The sequence below is a fragment of the Rhodococcus sp. NPDC003318 genome (assembly GCF_042879035.1).
Classification (GTDB): Bacteria; Actinomycetota; Actinomycetes; order Mycobacteriales; family Mycobacteriaceae; genus Rhodococcus_G.
Genome location: NZ_JBIAOU010000024.1, coordinates 1 through 18,773, shown reverse-complemented (window position 1 = coordinate 18,773; position 18,773 = coordinate 1). Strand labels below are relative to the sequence as shown.

General features: G+C 69.7%; 18 protein-coding genes and 1 pseudogene. 13 read left to right on the top strand and 6 right to left on the bottom strand.

Annotation, left to right across the window (positions count from 1 at the left end; translation table 11 throughout):
• The first annotated feature begins 16 nt into the window (after nucleotides 1-16).
• From ACFYVR_RS23985 to ACFYVR_RS23965, 5 genes are read left to right on the top strand one after another with little or no spacing between them, the layout of a single operon-like run.
• Nucleotides 17-598: a 3-phenylpropionate/cinnamic acid dioxygenase subunit beta gene (locus tag ACFYVR_RS23985; protein WP_387477942.1), complete on the top strand. Its 582-nt coding sequence runs from the start codon at nucleotides 17-19 to the stop codon at nucleotides 596-598.
• Nucleotides 599-609: 11 nt separating this feature from the next.
• Nucleotides 610-1,491 (top strand): alpha/beta fold hydrolase, encoded by an 882-nt coding sequence (locus tag ACFYVR_RS23980; RefSeq protein WP_387477939.1) that lies wholly within the window; start codon nucleotides 610-612, stop codon nucleotides 1,489-1,491.
• Entirely contained in the window at nucleotides 1,488-2,321 is an 834-nt protein-coding gene (locus ACFYVR_RS23975) for an SDR family NAD(P)-dependent oxidoreductase (protein ID WP_387477936.1), read from the top strand. Before ACFYVR_RS23980 ends, ACFYVR_RS23975 begins: the two co-directional genes overlap by 4 nt.
• Before the next feature lie 15 nt (nucleotides 2,322-2,336).
• On the top strand, nucleotides 2,337-3,929 hold the full coding sequence (locus tag ACFYVR_RS23970; protein ID WP_387477934.1) for a long-chain fatty acid--CoA ligase: 1,593 nt from the start codon (nucleotides 2,337-2,339) through the stop codon (nucleotides 3,927-3,929).
• On the top strand, nucleotides 3,926-4,411 hold the full coding sequence (locus ACFYVR_RS23965; RefSeq protein WP_387477932.1) for a hypothetical protein: 486 nt from the start codon (nucleotides 3,926-3,928) through the stop codon (nucleotides 4,409-4,411). The genes ACFYVR_RS23970 and ACFYVR_RS23965 overlap by 4 nt, the downstream gene beginning before the upstream one ends.
• Nucleotides 4,412-4,421: 10 nt before the next feature.
• Here ACFYVR_RS23965 and ACFYVR_RS23960 read toward each other — a convergent pair whose 3' ends face one another.
• A complete protein-coding gene (locus tag ACFYVR_RS23960; RefSeq protein WP_387477930.1) occupies nucleotides 4,422-5,228 on the bottom strand; it encodes an IclR family transcriptional regulator in 807 nt (268 codons plus the stop codon).
• Between the two features lie 155 nt (nucleotides 5,229-5,383).
• On the opposite strand from ACFYVR_RS23960, the gene ACFYVR_RS23955 reads away from it, so the two are divergent.
• Nucleotides 5,384-5,965 (top strand): helix-turn-helix domain-containing protein, encoded by a 582-nt coding sequence (locus ACFYVR_RS23955; protein ID WP_387478050.1) that lies wholly within the window; start codon nucleotides 5,384-5,386, stop codon nucleotides 5,963-5,965.
• 56 nt (nucleotides 5,966-6,021) lie between these two features.
• Here the strand turns inward: ACFYVR_RS23955 and ACFYVR_RS23950 are convergent, their stop codons facing one another.
• A complete protein-coding gene (locus tag ACFYVR_RS23950) occupies nucleotides 6,022-7,395 on the bottom strand; it encodes an MFS transporter (RefSeq protein ID WP_387477927.1) in 1,374 nt (457 codons plus the stop codon).
• A gap of 223 nt (nucleotides 7,396-7,618) precedes the next feature.
• Here ACFYVR_RS23950 and sfnG point away from each other — a divergent pair, with 223 nt between their 5' ends.
• On the top strand, nucleotides 7,619-8,737 hold the full coding sequence (gene sfnG / locus ACFYVR_RS23945) for a dimethylsulfone monooxygenase SfnG (RefSeq protein WP_387477925.1): 1,119 nt from the start codon (nucleotides 7,619-7,621) through the stop codon (nucleotides 8,735-8,737).
• A 33-nt stretch (nucleotides 8,738-8,770) separates the two neighbouring features.
• Here sfnG and ACFYVR_RS23940 read toward each other — a convergent pair whose 3' ends face one another.
• Nucleotides 8,771-9,715 (bottom strand): DMT family transporter, encoded by a 945-nt coding sequence (locus ACFYVR_RS23940; RefSeq protein WP_387477922.1) that lies wholly within the window; start codon nucleotides 9,713-9,715, stop codon nucleotides 8,771-8,773.
• Between the two features lie 167 nt (nucleotides 9,716-9,882).
• Here ACFYVR_RS23940 and ACFYVR_RS23935 point away from each other — a divergent pair, with 167 nt between their 5' ends.
• Both ACFYVR_RS23935 and ACFYVR_RS23930 read left to right on the top strand, forming a co-directional pair.
• Entirely contained in the window at nucleotides 9,883-11,064 is a 1,182-nt protein-coding gene (locus ACFYVR_RS23935) for a winged helix DNA-binding domain-containing protein (protein ID WP_387477919.1), read from the top strand.
• Nucleotides 11,065-11,091: 27 nt separating this feature from the next.
• Nucleotides 11,092-12,234 (top strand): amidohydrolase family protein, encoded by a 1,143-nt coding sequence (locus tag ACFYVR_RS23930; RefSeq protein ID WP_387477916.1) that lies wholly within the window; start codon nucleotides 11,092-11,094, stop codon nucleotides 12,232-12,234.
• Nucleotides 12,235-12,324: 90 nt separating this feature from the next.
• On the opposite strand, the gene ACFYVR_RS23925 is transcribed toward ACFYVR_RS23930, so the two are convergent.
• Nucleotides 12,325-13,368, bottom strand: a complete 1,044-nt coding sequence (locus ACFYVR_RS23925; RefSeq protein ID WP_387477913.1) for a LuxR C-terminal-related transcriptional regulator — start codon at nucleotides 13,366-13,368, stop codon at nucleotides 12,325-12,327.
• A gap of 86 nt (nucleotides 13,369-13,454) precedes the next feature.
• Between ACFYVR_RS23925 and ACFYVR_RS23920 the strand changes: the two genes are divergently transcribed.
• Both ACFYVR_RS23920 and ACFYVR_RS23915 read left to right on the top strand, forming a co-directional pair.
• A complete protein-coding gene (locus ACFYVR_RS23920) occupies nucleotides 13,455-13,874 on the top strand; it encodes a cupin domain-containing protein (protein WP_387477910.1) in 420 nt (139 codons plus the stop codon).
• The gene (locus tag ACFYVR_RS23915) at nucleotides 13,871-14,275 is read left to right on the top strand and encodes a DUF1304 domain-containing protein (RefSeq protein ID WP_387477907.1); all 405 of its coding nucleotides are present in this window, start codon (nucleotides 13,871-13,873) and stop codon (nucleotides 14,273-14,275) included. Before ACFYVR_RS23920 ends, ACFYVR_RS23915 begins: the two co-directional genes overlap by 4 nt.
• Nucleotides 14,276-14,282: 7 nt before the next feature.
• Here the strand turns inward: ACFYVR_RS23915 and ACFYVR_RS23910 are convergent, their stop codons facing one another.
• On the bottom strand, nucleotides 14,283-15,848 hold the full coding sequence (locus ACFYVR_RS23910) for a molybdopterin-dependent oxidoreductase (protein WP_387477904.1): 1,566 nt from the start codon (nucleotides 15,846-15,848) through the stop codon (nucleotides 14,283-14,285).
• A 203-nt stretch (nucleotides 15,849-16,051) separates the two neighbouring features.
• Between ACFYVR_RS23910 and ACFYVR_RS23905 the strand changes: the two genes are divergently transcribed.
• Nucleotides 16,052-17,674: a long-chain fatty acid--CoA ligase gene (locus tag ACFYVR_RS23905; protein ID WP_387477901.1), complete on the top strand. Its 1,623-nt coding sequence runs from the start codon at nucleotides 16,052-16,054 to the stop codon at nucleotides 17,672-17,674.
• A 41-nt stretch (nucleotides 17,675-17,715) separates the two neighbouring features.
• Here ACFYVR_RS23905 and ACFYVR_RS23900 read toward each other — a convergent pair whose 3' ends face one another.
• The gene (locus ACFYVR_RS23900; protein ID WP_387477898.1) at nucleotides 17,716-18,483 is read right to left on the bottom strand and encodes a DeoR/GlpR family DNA-binding transcription regulator; all 768 of its coding nucleotides are present in this window, start codon (nucleotides 18,481-18,483) and stop codon (nucleotides 17,716-17,718) included.
• Between the two features lie 186 nt (nucleotides 18,484-18,669).
• Here ACFYVR_RS23900 and ACFYVR_RS23895 point away from each other — a divergent pair.
• Nucleotides 18,670-18,773: pseudogene (locus tag ACFYVR_RS23895) on the top strand (glucose-6-phosphate dehydrogenase (coenzyme-F420)); the annotation flags it as partial.

Below are 18,773 nucleotides of genomic sequence, written 5' to 3'. Positions count from 1 at the left end.
GAAGGGATCGAACACCGTGAGTACCACCACCGAATCAGCACCGCAGACCGAGCCGCGGGCCGGGCGACGCGCGGACCGGGACACCCATTTCGAGGTCGAACAGTTCTACTACGAGGAGGCCGAGCTCCTCGACGACGGCCGGTTCACCGACTGGCTGGACCTGCTCGCCGACGACCTCGACTACTGGATGCCGACGCGCACCAACCGTCTGCGCCGCCAGCAGGCCCTGTCGATCGCCGCACGCGGGGAGGCCGCGTTCTACGAGGAGACGAAGGACAGCCTCGCCTGGCGCATCCGCCGGTTCGACTCGGGTATGGCGTGGGCCGAGGACCCGCCGTCGCGCACCCGTCACCTCGTCACCAATGTCGTTGTCCGACACATTGATCCCGATGAGCACGCGGGATTCACCGACGACGACCTGGTGGTACGTTCGGCGTTCCTGGTCTACCGCAACCGTCTCGAACGCGAGGAGAACATCTTCGCGGGAGGCCGCACCGATGTGCTGCGCCGCACCGACTCCGGGCTGCAGGTCGCGCGGCGGACCATCCTGCTCGACCAGAACATCCTGCAGTCGAAGAACATCTCCACCTTCTTCTGACCACGACACCGATGGGACTTCCAGTGACGACCACCACCGACATCGAACTCCGGCAGCACCGGGTGCAGACCTCCCTCGGCGAGATCGCCGTCGCGGAGGTCCCCGGGGACGGACCCGTCCTCGTGATGCTGCACGGCGGCGGGCCCGGCGCTTCCGGGGTGAGCAACTACCACCAGAACCTCGCGGCGCTGTCGAAGCGTTTCCGGATCCTGCTGCCCGATCAGCCCGGGTTCGGCGGCAGCTACCGGCCCACCGAAGCCGACCTCGACGAGCGGTCGATCACACAGATCACCGTCGACGCCCTCTTCCAGGCGCTCGACCAGCTCGGGGTCGACTCCTTCCACCTGCTCGGCAACAGCCTCGGCGGCGCCGCGGCCATCGCCATGGCGCAGTCGCAGCGTGACCGGGTGACCGGCCTGGTGCTGATGGCGCCGGGCGGCGGGTGGCTGCCGTTCGGCCCCACCCCGACCGAGGGCCAGAAGGAGATGTTCAAGTACTTCAACGGCGGCGGGCCGAGCGAGAAGAAGATGGCCTCGTTCATCCGCACAATGGTCTTCGACCACAAGCAGTTCGGCGAGGACGTCGTCCGCGCCCGGTACGAGGCGTCCCTCGACGAGAGCCACATCGCCTTCTACCACCACTACAACGCCGCCTTCGCCAAGCGCCACGGCATGGACCCGCTGTGGAAGGACCTGCACAGGATCAAGGCGCCCACCCTGCTGCTGTGGGGCCGCGACGACCGCACGATCACCCTCGAGGGGGCGCAGATCATGCTCAAGCAGATCCCGGACGTCCAGATGCACGTCTTCGGCAGGTGCGGGCACTGGGTCCAGCTCGAACGCGCCACCGAGTTCGAGCGCCTCGTCGCCGACTTCCTCGGAGACCTCCGATGACCGGCTGGCTCGACGGCTACTCCGCGCTGATCACCGGCGGCGGCACCGGCATCGGCCGGGCGGTCGCCGAACGGTACCTCGCCGAGGGAGCGTCGGTCACCATCCTCGGCCGCAACCTGGACCAGCTGGAGAAGGTCGTCGCCGACTCCGCGGACCCGTCCCGCATGCACGCGGTCGCCGCCGACGTCCGCGACTCGGAGCAACTGCACGCCGCGGTCGCCGACACCGTCGCCCGGTTCGGGAAGCTCGACACCCTGGTCGCGAATGCGGGTGTGTGGGACTACCAGCGGCAGCTGACGCGCCTGTCCGGGCGCGAACTCGCCGACACCTTCGACGAGGTGTTCGCGGTCAACGTCAAGGGATACTTCCTCGCTGCCGAGGCGGCGTGGCGCGAGCTCGTCAAGACCCGCGGCAGCATCGTCATGACGCTGTCCAACGCGTCCTTCCACGTCAACGGCGGTGGTCCCGTGTACACGGCCAGCAAGCACGCGTGCCTCGGCCTGATGCGCGAACTCGCGTACGAACTCGCGCCGAAGGTCCGCGTCAACGGCGTCGCCTGCGGTGGCATGAACACCGATCTGCGTGGCCCGGACTCGCTGTCGCTCGGCGAGCGGTCCATCTCGGCGTCGTTCGCCAAGCGCGGCCCGGACAGCCCGCCTCCGCCGATTCCGCTCCACGACTCGAGCACCGACCCGAAGGACTTCACCGGTCCCTACGTGCTGCTCGCCTCCCGTGAGCAGGCCGGACCGATCACCGGTGAGGCGATCTCCATCGACGGCGGCATGGGCGTGCGCGGGTTCGCGTCCGACGCCGGCGGCGATCACCTCTGAGACGGAAAGGCCGACATGACATTCGGGCATCCCGCCAATTCCGGGTTCGCCGTCGACGTGAACCCGGCCGCGGCCGTGCAGCGCAACGCCGGCTGGAACGGTGACGCGGTGGCACTGCGGTATCCGGGCGTCGACCTCACCTACGCCGACCTCGAGGACCGGATCGCACGGCTCGCCGCGGTTCTCGCCGACGGCGGTGTGCGGCCGGGCGACCGCGTGGCGTACGTGGGACTCAACAGCCCCGCCTTCCTGACCACCCTCCTCGCGACCCTGCGAATCGGTGCGGTGTTCGTGCCGGTGAACTTCCGGCTCGCGGGCCCCGAACTGCGGACCGTGCTCGACCGCAGCGGTTCCGTCGCACTCGTCGGCGAAGCCGGGCACCGATCCACCGTCGACGCGGTCCGTGACGCGGTCGCGGTCACGCGGTTCCTCCTGGTCGACGACGACCCCGCGGTGCCGCTCACCGGCACCACCGACGGCTGGGAGCCGTGGTCGGGCGTCCTCGCCTCCGCGCAGCCGACCGACCAGGTCGCCGCCGGACGTTTCGACGATCCCGCCATCCTGATGTTCACCTCCGGGACCACCGGCACCCCCAAGGGTGTCGTCCTCACCCACGGGAACCTGTGGTGGAACTCGGTCAACGTGGACTCGCGGCTCGATGCGCGCCGCGGGGACGTCACCTACGCGTCCGCGCCGCTGTTCCACGTCGGTGCCCTGAACAGTTTCGTCCTCCGGACGATCGTGCGTGGTGGCACGGTCGTGCTCCGTCGCACGTTCGACCCCGCCGAGTTCCTCGCCGATCTCGTGGAACACCAGGTCAATTCGATGTTCGTGGTGCCGGCCATGCTGACCGCGCTGCGGCGGGTGCCCGGAGTGTTCGACGCGGACCTGTCGCACCTGCGGTCGGTCGTCGTGGCGGGCGCTCCCGTGCCACCGTCGCTGATCCGGGAGTTCTCCGAGCACGGGATCTGGCTGCAGCAGGCGTGGGGGTTGACGGAGACCGCGCCGTTCGCCACCCACCTGCCCGCCGAACGCACGCTCGACAAGCTCGGCTCGGCCGGTATTCCGATGCCCCACACGCAGATCCGGGTGGTCGACACGGTCTCGAAGAAGCCCGTGGAACCGGGTGCCAGCGGCGAGATCGTGGTGCGCGGACCCAACGTCACCCCCGGGTACTGGGAGAACCCGGAGGCGACCGCGGCGGCGTTCGACGAGGAGGGCTGGTTCCACTCGGGGGACATCGGCTACCTGGACGAGGACGGTTACCTGTTCATCGTCGACCGGCTCAAGGACATGGTCATCAGCGGCGGCGAGAACGTCTACCCCGCCGAGGTCGAACGTGTGCTCGCGCACATGCCCGGCGTCTCGGACGTCGCGGTCGTCGGTGTGCCCGACGCGAAGTGGGGCGAGGCCGTCGTCGCGGTGGTGTCGCTGGACCGCACCAGTTCGATCACCCTGGACGACGTACGGGACTTCGCGGCCAACGAGCTCGCCCGGTACAAGCTTCCGCAACGACTGGAGATCGTCGATCGGGTGCCCCGCAACGCGTCGGGCAAGTTGGAGAAGCAGACGATCCGCAGGCTGGTCGAGGACGGGGCCGGTCGATGACCGCGCCGTCACCGTTCCCGCTGCCGCTCTTCGCCGAGCCCTGGTCCGGCGAGGTCGTCTCGTGGTCGGATTCCGGGGGGCGGATCGTCCTGCGCCGAGACGGGGAACGCACGGTGACAGTCGAATTCGTTCGATGTGTGCGCGGGCGACTGCGTCTCGCGTACCCGGTTTCCACGCACGACGTCGAGGTGCGGGTCGCCGACATCGCCACGGCGGACGAGCTCACCGCGGCCCTTCGGGTGGTGGTTCCGGCGGTGCGGGAAGCGGATCCGCGCTGCCGCAAGGTGGTGTACCCGGTGGTGAGCAACGGATCGGCCCGGGAACCGCTCGGTGCACTCGCCACGATCGCGGCCGCCGAGGCGGCAGGATTCCGCTACGTGGTCGACGTCGACATCGCCGACGCGGAGTTGAGTCTGATGGTGGCGGAGCCGGATTGGGTCACCGCGGTGGACATCGACCTCGACCACGTGCCGGGCACCTGAGTCGACGGCGTCAGCCGGCGAGGGCGTGGCAGCGGGACGCGGTCTGCCTGCGTCCCGTCGGCAACACCCGCGCCGCGTCGCTGGCCACGCGGCGCAGGGTGGCGGCGTGGGTGCGCACGTCGAGGCGACCGGTGGGCCCGGAGACCGACAGGGCCGCGACCGGGCGTCCGGACGCCCCGATGACCGGCACCGCAACGCAACTGAGCCCGCGCTGCACCTCGCCGTTCTCCACGGCGATGCCGAGTCGCCGGATCGTGGCGAGTTCGGCTGCCAGTGCGACCGGCTCGACGATGGTCTGGTCGGTGTATCGGCGCAACGCACCGCTCAGGGACGCCTCGGTGGCCTCCGGGTGGTACGCGAGCATCACCTTGCCCACCGCCGTGCAGTGCGCCGGGATGCGATGACCGATCCGCGCCGGCGACGGCAGCTGCCGGTGCCCGTACAACTTCGCCAGGTACACCACGTCCGTGCCGTGGAGAGCGGCCAGGTGGACGGTCTCCTGCGTCGTCGCGTACAGGTCGGTGAGGAACGGGATCAGCAGATCCCGCAGCTCCTCCTGTCCCGGGGCGTACACCGTGCGGCCGAGTTCGTGCAGCCGGGTGCCGAGCCGGTAGCTCGTACCGATCCGTTCGATGACCGCGTTGCGTTCGAGCATCGCCAGGACCCGGTGGGTGGTCGACTTGCTCAGGGAGGCGCGGCGGGCCAGTTCGCTGACACCGACGCCGGTGAGGCCGTCCTCGCCGAAACACGCGAGCAGGCTGACGGCCTTGTCGATGGCTGCCCGGTCGTCACGCGTGCCTGCTGCAGTCATGGTCATGTCGGCCACCTCGGGGGATTGCTGTGGCCCACCGGTGGCGTCGCCCGCGAGGCGACAACTTTAGTGGACGAAATGGTACTTTTACGTGACAATCATCCCGGCGACCGTCGGGGTACGTCAAGAATGACGACGGTAACTTATAAGTGACGGTGAAGGTGTCGGACACCAATCAACTCGTGGCCCGCAACGTTCGTCGCTACCGGCAGGAACGGGGCCTGTCGCTGGCCGAGTTGGCGCGCCGCGCCGGCCTGTCCAAGCAGACGCTGTCCAAGGTCGAACAGGGTGTCGGCAACCCCACGGTCGAGACGCTCGCACTGCTCGGTGCGGCCCTGGACATGCCCGCGCGGCGACTGCTCACAGAGTGGGGGACCCCGGTGTTCGTCCAACGCAGCCACGAGGACGTGTGGACCTCCGCGGAGGGACGGTCCGAGCGGATCCTGGACGAGGTCTACGGATCGGGCTACGTACGCAACCACATCCTGCGGCTGGAGCGGGGGGCGCGCGTCTCGGGACCCGACGCGACCGAGCCGCCGGGCACCCTCCACCACGTCTACGTCATCAGCGGCCGGCTCGAGGCCGGCCCGGTGACCGACCCGGTGACCATCGACGAGGGCGACTTCGTCCGGTTTCCCGGCGACGTCCCCTACGGCTACACGTGTCTGAGCGACCGTGCCACCGCGCACGTCGTGACCACGCTCCCGCAGCTGCGTCAGTTCGGGCCGAACATGTCCCGATGACACGAACGGCCCGGATGGGGACATGCCCCACCCGGACCGGGAGTGCCGCTCGGCCGTCAGCCGTGGGCGACGAGGTCGTCGACGCTCTCGCTGCGGCGTCCCGCCCGTCGCACACCACGGGCCAGCGTCTCCTTGGACAGGTAGACCGCGAGCGCGGACACGGCGATGAGGCCGATGAAGTACCACGCGATGTTGCTGGTTCCGCCGCCGTTGTCGAGCCGGAACAGCCAGTTCGCCATCAGCGGCGCGGTGCCCGCACCGATCACGGAGCCGAGCTGGAAGGTCAGCGAGACACCGGTGTAGCGGTCCTGGGTGTCGAACTTCTCGGCGAGGAACGCTCCGATCGGTCCGTACATGGACGCCTGGATGACCGGATTGCCGACCACGAAGCCCAACGCCACCAGCCAGTAGCTGTCGGAGTTGAACAGCATGAACATGGGGAAGACGAGCAGCACGGAGATCACCGCGCCGGCCAGCATCACCGGACGCCGCCCGTAGCGGTCGGACAGCCACGCGAAGAACGGAATGGCGAAGATGTGCAGGAAGCTGGAGAAGGTGAGCATGTACAGCGCGTCCTGCCGGGGGACGACACCCTGCGCGGCCACGTACGGGACCACCCACACCGCGAGGAGGGCCTGCATGAACAGCGGACCGGCGGCGGCGAGGATGCCGTAGAGAGTCGACAGCGGGTACCGCTTGACGACACGCACGATCGGGACACCGGTGTGCACCTCGCCCGCGGCGCGGGCCTTCGCGAAGTCGGGGGACTCGGTGACCCGGTAACGCAGGTACAGGCCGATGACGACCAGAGCCGTCGACAGCAGGAACGGCACCCGCCAGCCCCAGCTGAGGAAGGCGTCGTCCGGCAGGCCCGCGAACAGGCCGAGCACCAGTGTCGCGATCACGGACCCGGTCGGTCCGCCGGTCACGGCGATCGACGCGGCGATGCCCCGGTTCTCGTCCTTGACGTGCTCGGCTGCCATCAACGTCGCACCGGCCCACTCGCCGCCGACGGCGAGGCCCTGAACGATGCGCAGCCCCACCAGGATCAGCGGAGCCGCGACCCCGATCGTCTCGTAGGTCGGCATGAAACCGATGCACACCGAGACCAGCCCCATCATCATCAGGGTGATGAAGAGCATGTTCTTCCGGCCGACCCGGTCGCCGAAGTGACCGAAGAGAATGCCGCCGACCGGGCGGGCGATGTACCCGGCGAGCAGGATCACGAACGACAGCGTGGCGCCGAGACCGGGATCCATCGACTCGGGGAAGAACAGCTTCGGAAACACCAGGCCGGCGGCCGCGCCGTAGAGCAGGAAGTCGTAGTACTCGACGGTCGAGCCGAGGAAGCTGGACACGAGCGCGCGGCGTGAATCCTTCGGCGAGACGGAATCACTCGCCGGCCGCGCGGCCGCGGAACGATCCTCCATGGGTACTCCTTCTGTGGTCGCGACGGCGTCGCGAGATCCGGGATTTCGCCTAGAGCCTGCTGGGTGGTCTGAGTCACACCAATGGACCGTTCCGTAGCGCGGAACGCCCCGGAAGGCGCGTCACGGTGTGTTCGAGAGGGACCGTCGTCGGGCGGTTAATGGTTTCGATCCACGTGATCGCAACCCTTGGGCTCGGGTGCCGTCGCAGCTTGAATCGGTCGGCATGTCAACCGAACGCATCGCCGACCAGACCACCTTCGCCTACTGGGTGCCCAACGTCAGCGGTGGGCTGGTCACCTCGGACATCGAGCAGCGGACCAGCTGGGATTACGAGTACAACGTCAAGCTCGCCCGGACCGCCGAGAACAACGGCTTCGAGTACGCCCTGAGCCAGGTGCGCTACGAGGCCAGCTACGGCGCCGAGTTCCAGCACGAGTCCACCAGCTTCTCGCTCGCCCTGCTCCTCGCCACCGAGCGGCTCAAGGTGATCGCCGCCGTGCATCCGGGGCTGTGGCAGCCGGCTGTGCTGGCCAAGCTCGGAGCCACCGCCGACCACCTGTCCAATGGCCGGTTCGCCGTCAACGTCGTCAGCGGCTGGTTCAAGGACGAGTTCACCCACCTCGGGGAGCCGTGGCTCGAGCACGACGAGCGATACCGGCGCAGCGCCGAGTTCCTGCAGGTGCTCCGCAAGATCTGGACCGAGGACGACGTCGACTTCCGCGGCGACTTCTACCGGATCCACGACTTCACCCTGAAGCCGAAGCCCCTCAACACCCCCGCGCGGCCCAACCCCGAGCTGTTCCAGGGTGGCAACTCGACCGCCGCGATCGCCAACGGCGGACGCTACGCCGACTGGTACTTCAGCAACGGCAAGGACTACGACGGCATCACCGCACAGATCGACGAGTTGCGCACCGTCGCGCAGGCCAACAACCGCGACGTCAAGGTCGGGCTCAACGGCTTCATCATCGCCCGCGACACCGAGAAGGAAGCCCGCGACACCCTGCGGGAGATCGTCGAGAAGGCGAACCGGCCCGCGGTCGAGGGCTTCCGCAGCGCCGTGCAGCAGGCCGGGTCGTCGACCGGCGACAAGAAGGGCATGTGGTCGGACTCGACGTTCGAGGACCTCGTCCAGTACAACGACGGTTTCCGCACGCAGCTGATCGGCACGCCGGAGCAGATCGCGCACCGCATCGTCGAGTACCGCCGCCGCGGCGTCGACCTGATCCTCGCCGGGTTCCTGCACTTCCAGGAGGAGATCGAGTACTTCGGCGCCAAGGTGCTGCCGCTGGTGCGGGAACTCGAGGCCGCCGATCGGGACCGCGAGCCGGTCACCGTCTGACGCCGTCCGGCCCCTCGACCACAGCGGGGCGGTTCACCCCGTCGGGTCGCGACTGTCCACCGCCCGGGAGGGCGACATCCCACCACCGGGCACGGTGGCCTGCGGGCCGTCGGGCCCGGTGACGTCGGGTCCGGTGACGGACGAGCGGGCCAGGGCGATCGTCGCCGTGATCATCGTGCCGACCGCGACGACGAGCACCGCGGCGGCCTTGCGGTCCGCGTCGAGGTACTCCCCGAGCACCACGAACCCGAGGAGCGTCGCGACGACCGGTTCCATGATGGTGCTGGCCGGCAGCGACGCCTGTAGCGAACCCGCCTGGAAAGCCGACTGCTGCAGCGACGTCGCGACCACGGCGACGACGATCAGTGTGTAGAGCTCCAGCGACGTCACGAGTGCGAGCGGCCCGCGGCCGAGCAGGTGGACGACGCCCTTCGTCAGCACGGCGGCGAGCCCGAAGAGCGACCCGGCCGCCACGCCGAGCAGCAGGGCACGCGCCGTGCCGGTACGCCGGTTCGCCTCGAACAGGCAGAGCGCGACGAGCGGCAGGCCGACGAGCGCGATCAGGATCCAGTGCTGTGTCACGGCCCGCGGCTCACCCGGTCGTGGATCGCCGACGATCACCAGGACGGCCACCGACGTCGTCAACGCCGCGGCCCACAGCCATTCGCGGGTGGCGATCCGCCGCCCGCCGAACCGGGCACCCAGCGGCAGCGCGAACAGCAGGGAGAGCACGAGCAGCGGTTGCACCAGCAACAGTGAACCCAGTCCCAGCGCGGCCGCCTGCAGTGCGTAACCCGCGGCACCCACGACGGTGCCGAGCCACCAGACCGGGCTGAGCACGAGGGTCGTGATCGGTCCGAGGACGCCGGTGGTCTCGTCGGGCACGACCGCTGCCGTGCGTTGCCGGACAACGGTTCCGACGGCGATGCAGAGCGCAGCCCCGATCGCGAGGAGCGCGGCGAGCAGAGAATCGGACACGGCTCACCATGACACAGCGCGGCCGTCTGCGCCGGGCCCGGCCGTGCTGAGCCGGCGCTAGGGTGGTGGGACCGGAGCGTCGGGCCGAGGCGCGTCCACGAACGAGGAGGTGGCGGTGACCGGATTCGGATGCGCCCGGGTTGTCCTCGGCCGGGGCGTCTGACGTCGTGGCCACCGTGCGTACCGTCGACGTCGCCGAGCGCCGCACCCGTCTGGCACTGCGCCATCGGCTGGCACCGGACAACCCGGCCGCCGACCCGGCCGACGCGACGCGCAGCCTCGTCTGCCTGCACGGCACCGATCCGTCCACGATCTACCTCTCGGCGCGGGCGCGGGTTCCGGGCATGACGGTGGCCGACCTGGAAAAGGCGCTGTACGAGGAGCGTTCGCTGGTCAAGCATCTCGCGATGCGGCGGACGCTGTTCGTGTTCCCCCGGGAGGCGCTGCCGTACGCGCAGGCGGGTGCCAGCGGCCGGGTCGCGGACCAGGAGCGGCGCCGGCTCGTCCGGGACGTGGAGAAGGCCGGTTTGTTCGACGACGGTTCGCGCTGGTTGGACAGTGCCGCCGACGCCGTCCTCGAGGCGCTCGACGGCGCCGCACCGAGGTCGTACACCGAGCTGCGGGACGCGATCCCGCTGCTGAGCGGGTCCATGTCCTACGGCGAGGGCAAGAGCTGGGGCGGGCAGGTGTCCGTCGGCCCGCGGGTGCTGACGGTGCTGTCCGCGCAGGGCCGGATCGTGCGCGCCACCAACGACGGATCGTGGCGGGTGTCGCGGAACCGCTGGGCGACAACCCAATCGTGGCTCGGGTCACCGATCGACCCGATCGGCGAGGTGGACGGCGCGACGTGGCTGGTGCGGGAGTGGCTGCGCGCGTTCGGGCCCGGCACCGAGGCCGACATCAAGTGGTGGCTCGGCTCCACCCTCACCCTCGTGCGCACGGCGCTGGCCGGACTGGACCTGGTGGAGGTCGATCTCGGCCGCGACATCGGCTATCTCCTCGCCGACGACCAGGAACCGGCCACGCCGGTCGCGCCGTGGGCGGCGCTGCTGCCCGGACTCGACCCCACGACGATGGGGTGGCGTGACCGCGACTGGTACCTCGGCCCGCACCGGGATCTGCTGTTCGACTCGAACGGCAACGCCGGTCCGACGGCCTGGTGGGACGGACGCATCGTCGGCGGCTGGTGGCAGGACGAGGCCGGCCGGGTGGTGCTGCACCTGCTCGAGGACGTCGGGTCGCAGGCGCGGCGGGCCCTCGAGGCGGAGGCGGACGCCGTCACCGAGTGGCTCGGCGGCGTCCGGGTGATGCTGCGGTTTCCGTCACCGCTCGCCAAGCAGTACGCCTGACGCGCCGCGGCGGCGCACAATGCTGGCATGACGCGGCCCGGTGACGCGCTGACGGAGATGGTGGCGGAGATCGGTCTGGTCGACCACCACTGTCACGGAATCGTGCCCACGGCCCTGGACCGGCAGGGCTTCGAGGCGCTGCTCTGCGAGGCGGACGGTCCCGGACCGTGGCACGGGACGCTGTTCGACACCCGCGTCGGATTCGCGGTGCGCCGCCTGTGCGCACCGCTGCTCGACCTGCCCGTCGGCGTCGAGCCCGAGAAGTATCTCGCCCGCCGCCGCGCGCTCGGCGCCGACGAGGTCGCGCGACGGCTGCTGCGCTCCACCGGGATTGCCGCGTTCCTCGTCGACACGGGACACGCGGCGGACGAGTTGACCACACCGTCCGAGCTGGCACGGTTGGCCGGCGGCTCGGCACGTGAGGTGGTCCGGCTCGAGTCGGTCGCCGAGGAGGTGATCGGCACGACCGCGCCGTCCGGGTTCGCCGATGCCTGCCGGGATCGCCTCGCCGCCGCCGGAGATGCGGTCGCGTTCAAGTCGATCGCCGCGTACCGCGTCGGTCTCGACCTCGCACCGCAGTGCCCGACGGAAGTCGAGATCGCGGCGTCCGCGGCCCGGTGGACGGCGACACTCGACCCCGGTGTCCCGGTCCGGTCGGCGGACGAGACCGTGACCCGGTTCCTGATCTGGACAGCCGTCGACCTCGGTGTGCCGATCCAGTTCCACACCGGCTACGGCGACGCCGACGCGGACCTGGCGAACTGCGATCCACTGCTGCTGACCCCGCTGCTGCGGGCCACGGCGGGTCGCGGAGTCCCGATCATGCTGCTGCACACCTACCCGTTCCACCGCAACGCCGGGTATCTGGCGCAGGTGTTCGACCACGTCTTCGTCGACGTCGGGCTCGCGATGCAGAACGTCGGCGGACGCGGCGGGCAGGTGCTGTCCGAACTGCTCGAACTCGCCCCCTTCGGCTCGGTGTTGTTCTCCACCGACGGATACGGTCTGCCCGAGCTGTTCCCCATCAGCACGACCTTCTTCCGTCGCGCTCTCGGGGCGGTGTTGGCCACCGGAATCGACGACGGGTCATGGTCTTTCGGTGATGCGGAACGCATCGGCCACCTGATCGGCGCAGACAACGCCCGGCGGGCGTACCGCCTCGGCGGGTGAGCGCACGGCAGACGGCAGAACCCGTGACGGCACCCCCGTCCCGGGTCGGGACGGGGGTGCCGGTGCGTGAGGGGGTGTGACCGTTGACCGTCACTCGCTGCGCAGCCGCGCGGCGAGCTCGGCGCGGCTGCGGACCCCGGACTTCGCGTAGATGGACCTGATGTGGTCCTGCACGGTGTTCGCGGTGATCTGCAGCCGGTGCGCGATGTCGGTGGTCGAGTGGCCCGCGAGGACGTCCCGGCACACCTGCCGCTCGCGCGGAGTGAATGCGTAGGCGGCGAACAGGAGTCGCGTGATCTCCTCACCCCGGGCGGCTTCGAGCGTGACCGCCGTGCGGGGTGGGTCCTCCCCGAACAGTCCGGTCGACCTCACCAGGGTCCACCCGCCGCCGGCGTCGCGGACAAGCGTGCGGAACGCGCCGGTGGGGCTCGACCGGGCACCCGCGGCCGCTGCGCGCAGCAGTACCTCCAGGCGCCCCGGGGCGTCCGCTCCCAAGCGGTTCTGCCAGGCCCTCGCGGCGTCCGTCAGGGCGAGTGGGTTGCCGTCGCCGTCGGTCACCACGACCGCGGGACCCTCGTCGTCGAGGTGCGCGGCCGCCGACCCGCGCATCGCGGTGCGCGTAACCGACGCGAGAATCGGTGACAGCACACGCAGCAGTTCGGCGTCACCGTCCCCGAATTCCGGTCCCGACCGTACGAAACCAGCTCCACCCCAACAGAATCCGTTCACCACGAACACTACGCGCATCTCCCGGTTCAGGCCCAGTGGCTGCCACACCGACGAGTACCGCAGGCTTCGCCCGATCGCCCGCCGGGGCAGGTCCGACACTCGCAGCACGATGTCACCGCTGCGGGCGATCCCCGCGAACGTACCGAAATCGTTGCCGCCGTATTCGGATTCGGCCAGGATCGCCTCGTAGCTGCTCGGGATCCGGTCGCAGCCACTGGTCATCGACCCGATCGCGAGGGTCTCGGGATCGATCAGTGCCCAGCAGGTCAGCTCGCTGCGCACCGACGCGCCGACCAGGTCGATGGCTCGACGGTGAATCTCGGAAACGTCGGAGCCGTCGACGACCAGAGCGGTGAGTTCGCGGCGCACCCGCTCTGCTCGGACTTCGACCGTGCCCGACGTCATCGTCCCAGTATGCGCCCGTACGACGGTGCGGCCCATCCCCGATTTCGAGGATGGGCGCGGCGCGGCGCCCGCCCTACCGTCGAGGTATGACCACCATCGCGCGCGCCGGGGAAACACGGTCCCTCACCCTTCCCGACGCCATCGTCACCCTTCTGCACAGCGGGACCGATCACGAACTGTTCCTCGTCGACGCCGGTCCGGGCGAATCGCAACCGCTGCACAGCGAACCGTGGGCGAAGACGTACTGCATACTGGCCGGCCGGATTCGGGTACGGTTCCTCGACGCGGAGACCGAACTGGGACCGGGCGACTCGATCACCTTCGACGGCGGGACGATGAACGGCTTCACGGTGTGCACCCCGACCGCGCGGTTTCTCCTGATCAGCGCAGGTGACCGCATGAGCCGCTTCTTCGGCGATCTCGCCGGCGTGACCGGCGAGCGGGACGTCGGCGCGGTGGCGGCCCGGTACGGGATCGTGCTCGCCGGCGAGGCGGGTGCGCCGTGAACGCCGTCGCGCAGGTCGCCGCCCTCGTCACCGCGGCGGTCCACCTGCTGGTCTTCGTGTGGGAGACCGTGCTGTTCACGCGCCCGGCGATCCACCGGGACCTGTTCCGCATCCCCGAGGAGGATCTTCCGGCGGCCCGGTTGTGGGCGTTCAACGTCGGGTTCTACAACCTCTTCCTCGGATCGGGGGCGGTGGCCGGTGTCGTCCTGTGGTGGGCGGGACAGCACACCGCCGGGCGCACGCTCGTGATCTACACCTGCGCGTTCGCGTTCCTGGCGGGCCTGGCGCTCGCCGCGTCGGACCGGATGGCGCTGAGCCGTCCCCGCGGGTCCGGGGTGGTCGGCGCGATCAGCCAGTCCGGGCCGCCGCTCGTCGCACTGATCGCACTCGCCCTGGCGTGACCTCCGCTCAGACGACGATCACGGAGCGGGCGTGCCAGCCGGTCGCGCCGTCGGGCGTCGCGGACGTGAACTGGCCGGTCTGGACGTTCCCGTCGTGGTCGGTGGCGCGCACCCGCAGGGTGTGACTGCCCGGTTCGGCCTGCCACCGCCAGGTCCACTGCCGCCACGTGTCGATCGAGTACTCCTCGGCGAGAGTGGCCTTCTCCCAGGGGCCGTCGTCGACCCGGATCTCCACCTGCGAGATGCCGCGATGCTGCGCCCACGCGGTCCCGGCGACCAGCACCGCCCCGGCGGCCACCTTGTCGAACGACGCCGGCACGTCGATCCGGGAGGCCGTCTTGATCGGACCCTGCTCGGCCCAGCCGCGCTGAGTCCAGTAGGCCTGGGCCCGGTCGAAGCGGGTGATCTCCCAGTCGACGACCCACTTGGTGGCGGAGACGTATCCGTAGAGTCCCGGCACCACCTGGCGGACGGGGTACCCGTGCTCGAACGGCAGCGGCTCCCCGTTCATCAGGACCGCGAGCATCGCGTCCCGGCCGTCACGCAGGACGGCGATCGGTGTGCCCGAGGTGAACCCGTCAGAACTGGACGAGAGCAGCATGTCGGCGTCGGGGTGCACCCCAACCTCGTCGAGCAGGTCCTTCATCGGGTAGCCCAGCCACGTCGCGTTGCCGGCGAGGTTGCCGCCGACCGGGTTGGAGACGCAGGTGAGGGTGACGGTGCGTTCGATCGGGATGCGGGACGTCAGATCGGCCCACGTCAGGGTCATCTCACGCTCGACCATCCCGTGGATCCGCAGGCTCCACCCGTCGGTGGTGAGCTTCGGTACCTGCAGCGCGGTGTCGATGCGGTAGAAGTCGTCGTTGGCGGTGATGAACGGGGTGGCGCCGGGCACGGCGACGTCGGTGCCGAGCCCGACGGCGGGCGCACCGTTGCCCGGTGCGCCGGCGGGCGCGACGAAGGCCATGCGGTTGCGCACCGCCCCGGCGACCGTGTCCGTCAGGTGACGTCCCACCGCCCCCGCGGCCACCGCCACTCCGGCCGCGGACCCGGCCAGAACGAGAAAGTGCCTGCGAGACATGGTGTCACGATCGTCGCGCCCCTCGTCGAGGCCGCGCGACCGGCAGGTCAGCAACCGCAGGACGAGCACCCCGGCTCCGACACCGACGATCGTCGGGAGAACGCTGACGGCGCTCGCTCCGGGGCGGGTGGCCGCCGCGTACACCCCGACCGCGCCGAGCGTCACCAGGATCGCGCTGCCGTAGGGGCGCCGGGTGCGCTCGACGACGCCTGCGATCGCGGCCAGCGCCACGATCAGGATGCTCATGCCGATGAACAACGCGGTCTTGTCGTTGGTTCCGAACGTGGTGATCGCGAATTCCCGTGCCCACGTGGGGCTTCGATCGACGGTCGTGGACCCGACCGCGAAGAACGGGGATGCGGCCGATCCGATCGGCACCGACACCAGTTCGCCGACGGCCAGGATCACCGCCGCGGCGAGCACCCCCGACAGCGCTCGCGCCGGAACCGTGGACCACCGCCGACCGCGGTTCTGCTCGAGTTCTCCGGTCATGCCGTCACGCCCCTTCCGTGTCCATTGTGGAGTCTTCGATGCGGAATCCGAACCGGACGGGCCGAGACGGTGTCCCGAGTTCGCGCGGCAGCGGCAATCGCTGCAGGTGGGAGACGGATCGGCCGGCACGAACGACAGCGGTGCGCCACAACGGTGTGGAGTAGGTCACAATGGGCGCGAACCGATCAATCGAGGAGCGATTCATGTTCAGCACGATGCAAGACGCCCCCCTGTCCATCGCGCAACTGCTGCGGCACGGCAGCACCGTTCACGGTGGCGCGGAGGTCGTGACCTGGACCGAGTCCGGGGCACGTCGCCGCAGTTACGCGGAGGTCGGCCGACGGTGCGCGGCGCTGGCGCACGCGCTGCGCGGTCTCGGGGTGACCGGCGACGAGCGAGTGGCGACGTTCATGTGGAACAACGCCGAACACCTCGAGGCGTACCTGGCCGTGCCGTCGATGGGCGCGGTGCTGCACACCCTGAACATCCGCCTCTTCCCGGAGCAGCTTGTCCACGTGGCGAACCACGCGGAGGACCGGGTGATCATCGTCGACCCGACGCTGATCCCGCTGCTCGCGCCGCAGTTTCCGCAGCTGACCACCGTCAAGCACATCGTCGTCACCGGCGACTCGACCGCAGGGCTCGAGGCGCCGGAGGGCGTCGAGGTCCACGCCTACGAGACCCTGATCGCCGACCAGCCCACCGAGTTCGACTGGCCCGAGGTCGACGAGCGTTCGGCCGCCGCGATGTGCTACACGTCGGGCACGACAGGTGACCCGAAAGGTGTTGCGTACTCGCACCGTTCGATCTACCTCCACTCGATGCAGGTGTGCTCCACCGAGGGGCCCGCGCTGAAGCAGGGCGACCGCGCGCTGGCGGTGGTGCCGCAGTTCCACGCCATGTCGTGGGGATTGCCGTACGCCGCGTTCATGATCGGTGCGTCGCTGATCATGCCGGACCGTTTCCTCCAGCCCGCTCCGCTGGCGGAACTGATCGCCGCGGAACGCCCGACGTTCGCGGCGGCGGTGCCGACGATCTGGCAGGGCCTGCACCTGCATCTCGATCAGCATCCGCAGGACATCTCGTTCATGAAGGAAGTGCTGATCGGTGGCTCGGCCGTCCCGCCCGCGCTGATGCACACCTTCGAGAGCGAGCACGGCGTGCAGGTCCTCCACGCGTGGGGAATGACGGAGACCTCCCCGCTCGGTTCGGTGGCGCGTCCGCCTGCCGACGCGCAGGGCGACGACCGCTGGCGCTACCGGTACACGCAGGGCCGGTTCCCGGCGTCGGTGCAGGCACGGCTCGTCGACGACGCCGGTCGGATCGTCCCGCACGACGGCACCAGCATCGGGGAGCTCGAGGTCCGCGGGCCGTGGATCACCGGGTCCTACTACGGCGTCGACGCGCCGGAGAAGTTCGACGACGGCTGGCTCCGCACCGGTGACGTCGGATCGATCACCCCGGACGGCTACCTCACCCTCACCGACCGCACCAAGGACATCATCAAGTCCGGCGGCGAGTGGATCTCGTCGGTGGACCTCGAGAACGCGGTCATGGGTCACCCGGACGTCCTCGAGGCCGCCGTGATCGGTGTGCCCGACGAGAAGTGGGACGAGCGTCCGCTGGTGGCCGTGGTGATCCGCGAGGGCAGCGGGACCACCGTCGACGCCCTGCGGGACTTCCTGTCCGACAAGATCGCCAAGTGGCAGCTGCCCGAGAACTGGACCGTGATCGGCGAGGTCCCCAAGACCAGCGTCGGCAAGTTCGACAAGAAGCGTCTGCGCTCGCAGTTCCAGGAGGGCGGACTGGACATCACCCGGATCTAGGCTCCGCCTGTGCGTGAGTTCGGTAGTTGGAACCACCGAACTCACGCACAGGCGCCGGGGGCGATGGTCAGGGTTTCGCCGTACGGCTCGGCGAGCTCGGCGCTCAGTCCCGCGTCCGTGATGATCCGGTCCGCATCCTCGATCTCCGCGACCTTCGCCAGGGCCCGGCGTCCGAACTTGGAGTGATCCGCCACGACGGCCACGTGTGCCGCCGACCGCATCATCGCGCGCTTGACGGGAACCTCGAGCGTGTTCGTGTTGGTGACCCCGGTGACGGGGTCGATCGCATCCGCGCCGAGGAACGCCCAGTCCGCCGAGAAGCTCCGGATGAAGTCGACCGTGTGGTCTCCGGTCAGTGTGTAGACCGAGTTGAGCAGCTCGCCGCCGGCCACCAGGAGTCGCACCTCGGGAAAACCCGCCACCAGCTTGGCGATCCGCAGGTCGTTCGTGATCACCGTGAGCGCGCTCGTGCGCTGCAGCGCCACCGCCACCTCGTAGGTCGTCGATCCGCTGTCGAGAATCACGCTGGCGCCGTCGTGCACCAACCCGGCCGCGGCCCGCGCGATCGCGGACTTCTCGGCAGCGTTGAGCCCGACCTTGAACACGTACGGCACGTCCTTCGTCGCACCGTCCACCACGCGTGCACCACCGTGCGTGCGTTCCACCCTGCCGTCGCGGGCCAGGGCGTCGAGGTCGCGCCGGATGGTCGACGCGTCCACGTCGAGTTCCGCGGACAGCGCCTTGGCCTCCAGGTACCCGCTCGAGGCGAGCCGGCGCAGGATCTCACGGCGGCGAGCGTCTGCGGACACGAATCTTCCCTTCTCGGCTGCCGGTGGTCATGGGCGGGTGGAGCGTCACCAAGATAGCCGCGTCACCAAGATACGCCCGGCACGCGCAACTGTTGACAGCGATCGACACTAGATTGCACTATTTCGTGCGGAAGCTGCACACAAACGCGCACACATGGTGGGCGTGAGCCAACAGAAAGGTTCACCGTGGTCCTGAAGCTCGGGTACAAGGCGTCGGCGGAGCAGTTCGGGCCGCGGGAGCTGGTGGAGTTGGCGGTGTTGGCGGAGGAGCGGGGGATGGATTCGGCGAC

Excerpts from the sequence above, each read along its gene's own strand:
- ACFYVR_RS23980 (WP_387477939.1), top strand. The coding sequence starts at position 610 with ATGGGACTTCCAGTGACGACCACCACCGACATCGAACTCCGGCAGCAC.
- ACFYVR_RS23975 (WP_387477936.1), top strand. The coding sequence starts at position 1,488 with ATGACCGGCTGGCTCGACGGCTACTCCGCGCTGATCACCGGCGGCGGC.
- ACFYVR_RS23970 (WP_387477934.1), top strand. The coding sequence starts at position 2,337 with ATGACATTCGGGCATCCCGCCAATTCCGGGTTCGCCGTCGACGTGAAC.
- ACFYVR_RS23965 (WP_387477932.1), top strand. The coding sequence starts at position 3,926 with ATGACCGCGCCGTCACCGTTCCCGCTGCCGCTCTTCGCCGAGCCCTGG.
- ACFYVR_RS23960 (WP_387477930.1), bottom strand. The coding sequence starts at position 5,228 with ATGACCATGACTGCAGCAGGCACGCGTGACGACCGGGCAGCCATCGAC.
- ACFYVR_RS23950 (WP_387477927.1), bottom strand. The coding sequence starts at position 7,395 with ATGGAGGATCGTTCCGCGGCCGCGCGGCCGGCGAGTGATTCCGTCTCG.
- sfnG (WP_387477925.1), top strand. The coding sequence starts at position 7,619 with ATGTCAACCGAACGCATCGCCGACCAGACCACCTTCGCCTACTGGGTG.
- ACFYVR_RS23930 (WP_387477916.1), top strand. The coding sequence starts at position 11,092 with ATGACGCGGCCCGGTGACGCGCTGACGGAGATGGTGGCGGAGATCGGT.
- ACFYVR_RS23925 (WP_387477913.1), bottom strand. The coding sequence starts at position 13,368 with ATGACGTCGGGCACGGTCGAAGTCCGAGCAGAGCGGGTGCGCCGCGAA.
- ACFYVR_RS23920 (WP_387477910.1), top strand. The coding sequence starts at position 13,455 with ATGACCACCATCGCGCGCGCCGGGGAAACACGGTCCCTCACCCTTCCC.
- ACFYVR_RS23910 (WP_387477904.1), bottom strand. The coding sequence starts at position 15,848 with ATGACCGGAGAACTCGAGCAGAACCGCGGTCGGCGGTGGTCCACGGTT.
- ACFYVR_RS23905 (WP_387477901.1), top strand. The coding sequence starts at position 16,052 with ATGTTCAGCACGATGCAAGACGCCCCCCTGTCCATCGCGCAACTGCTG.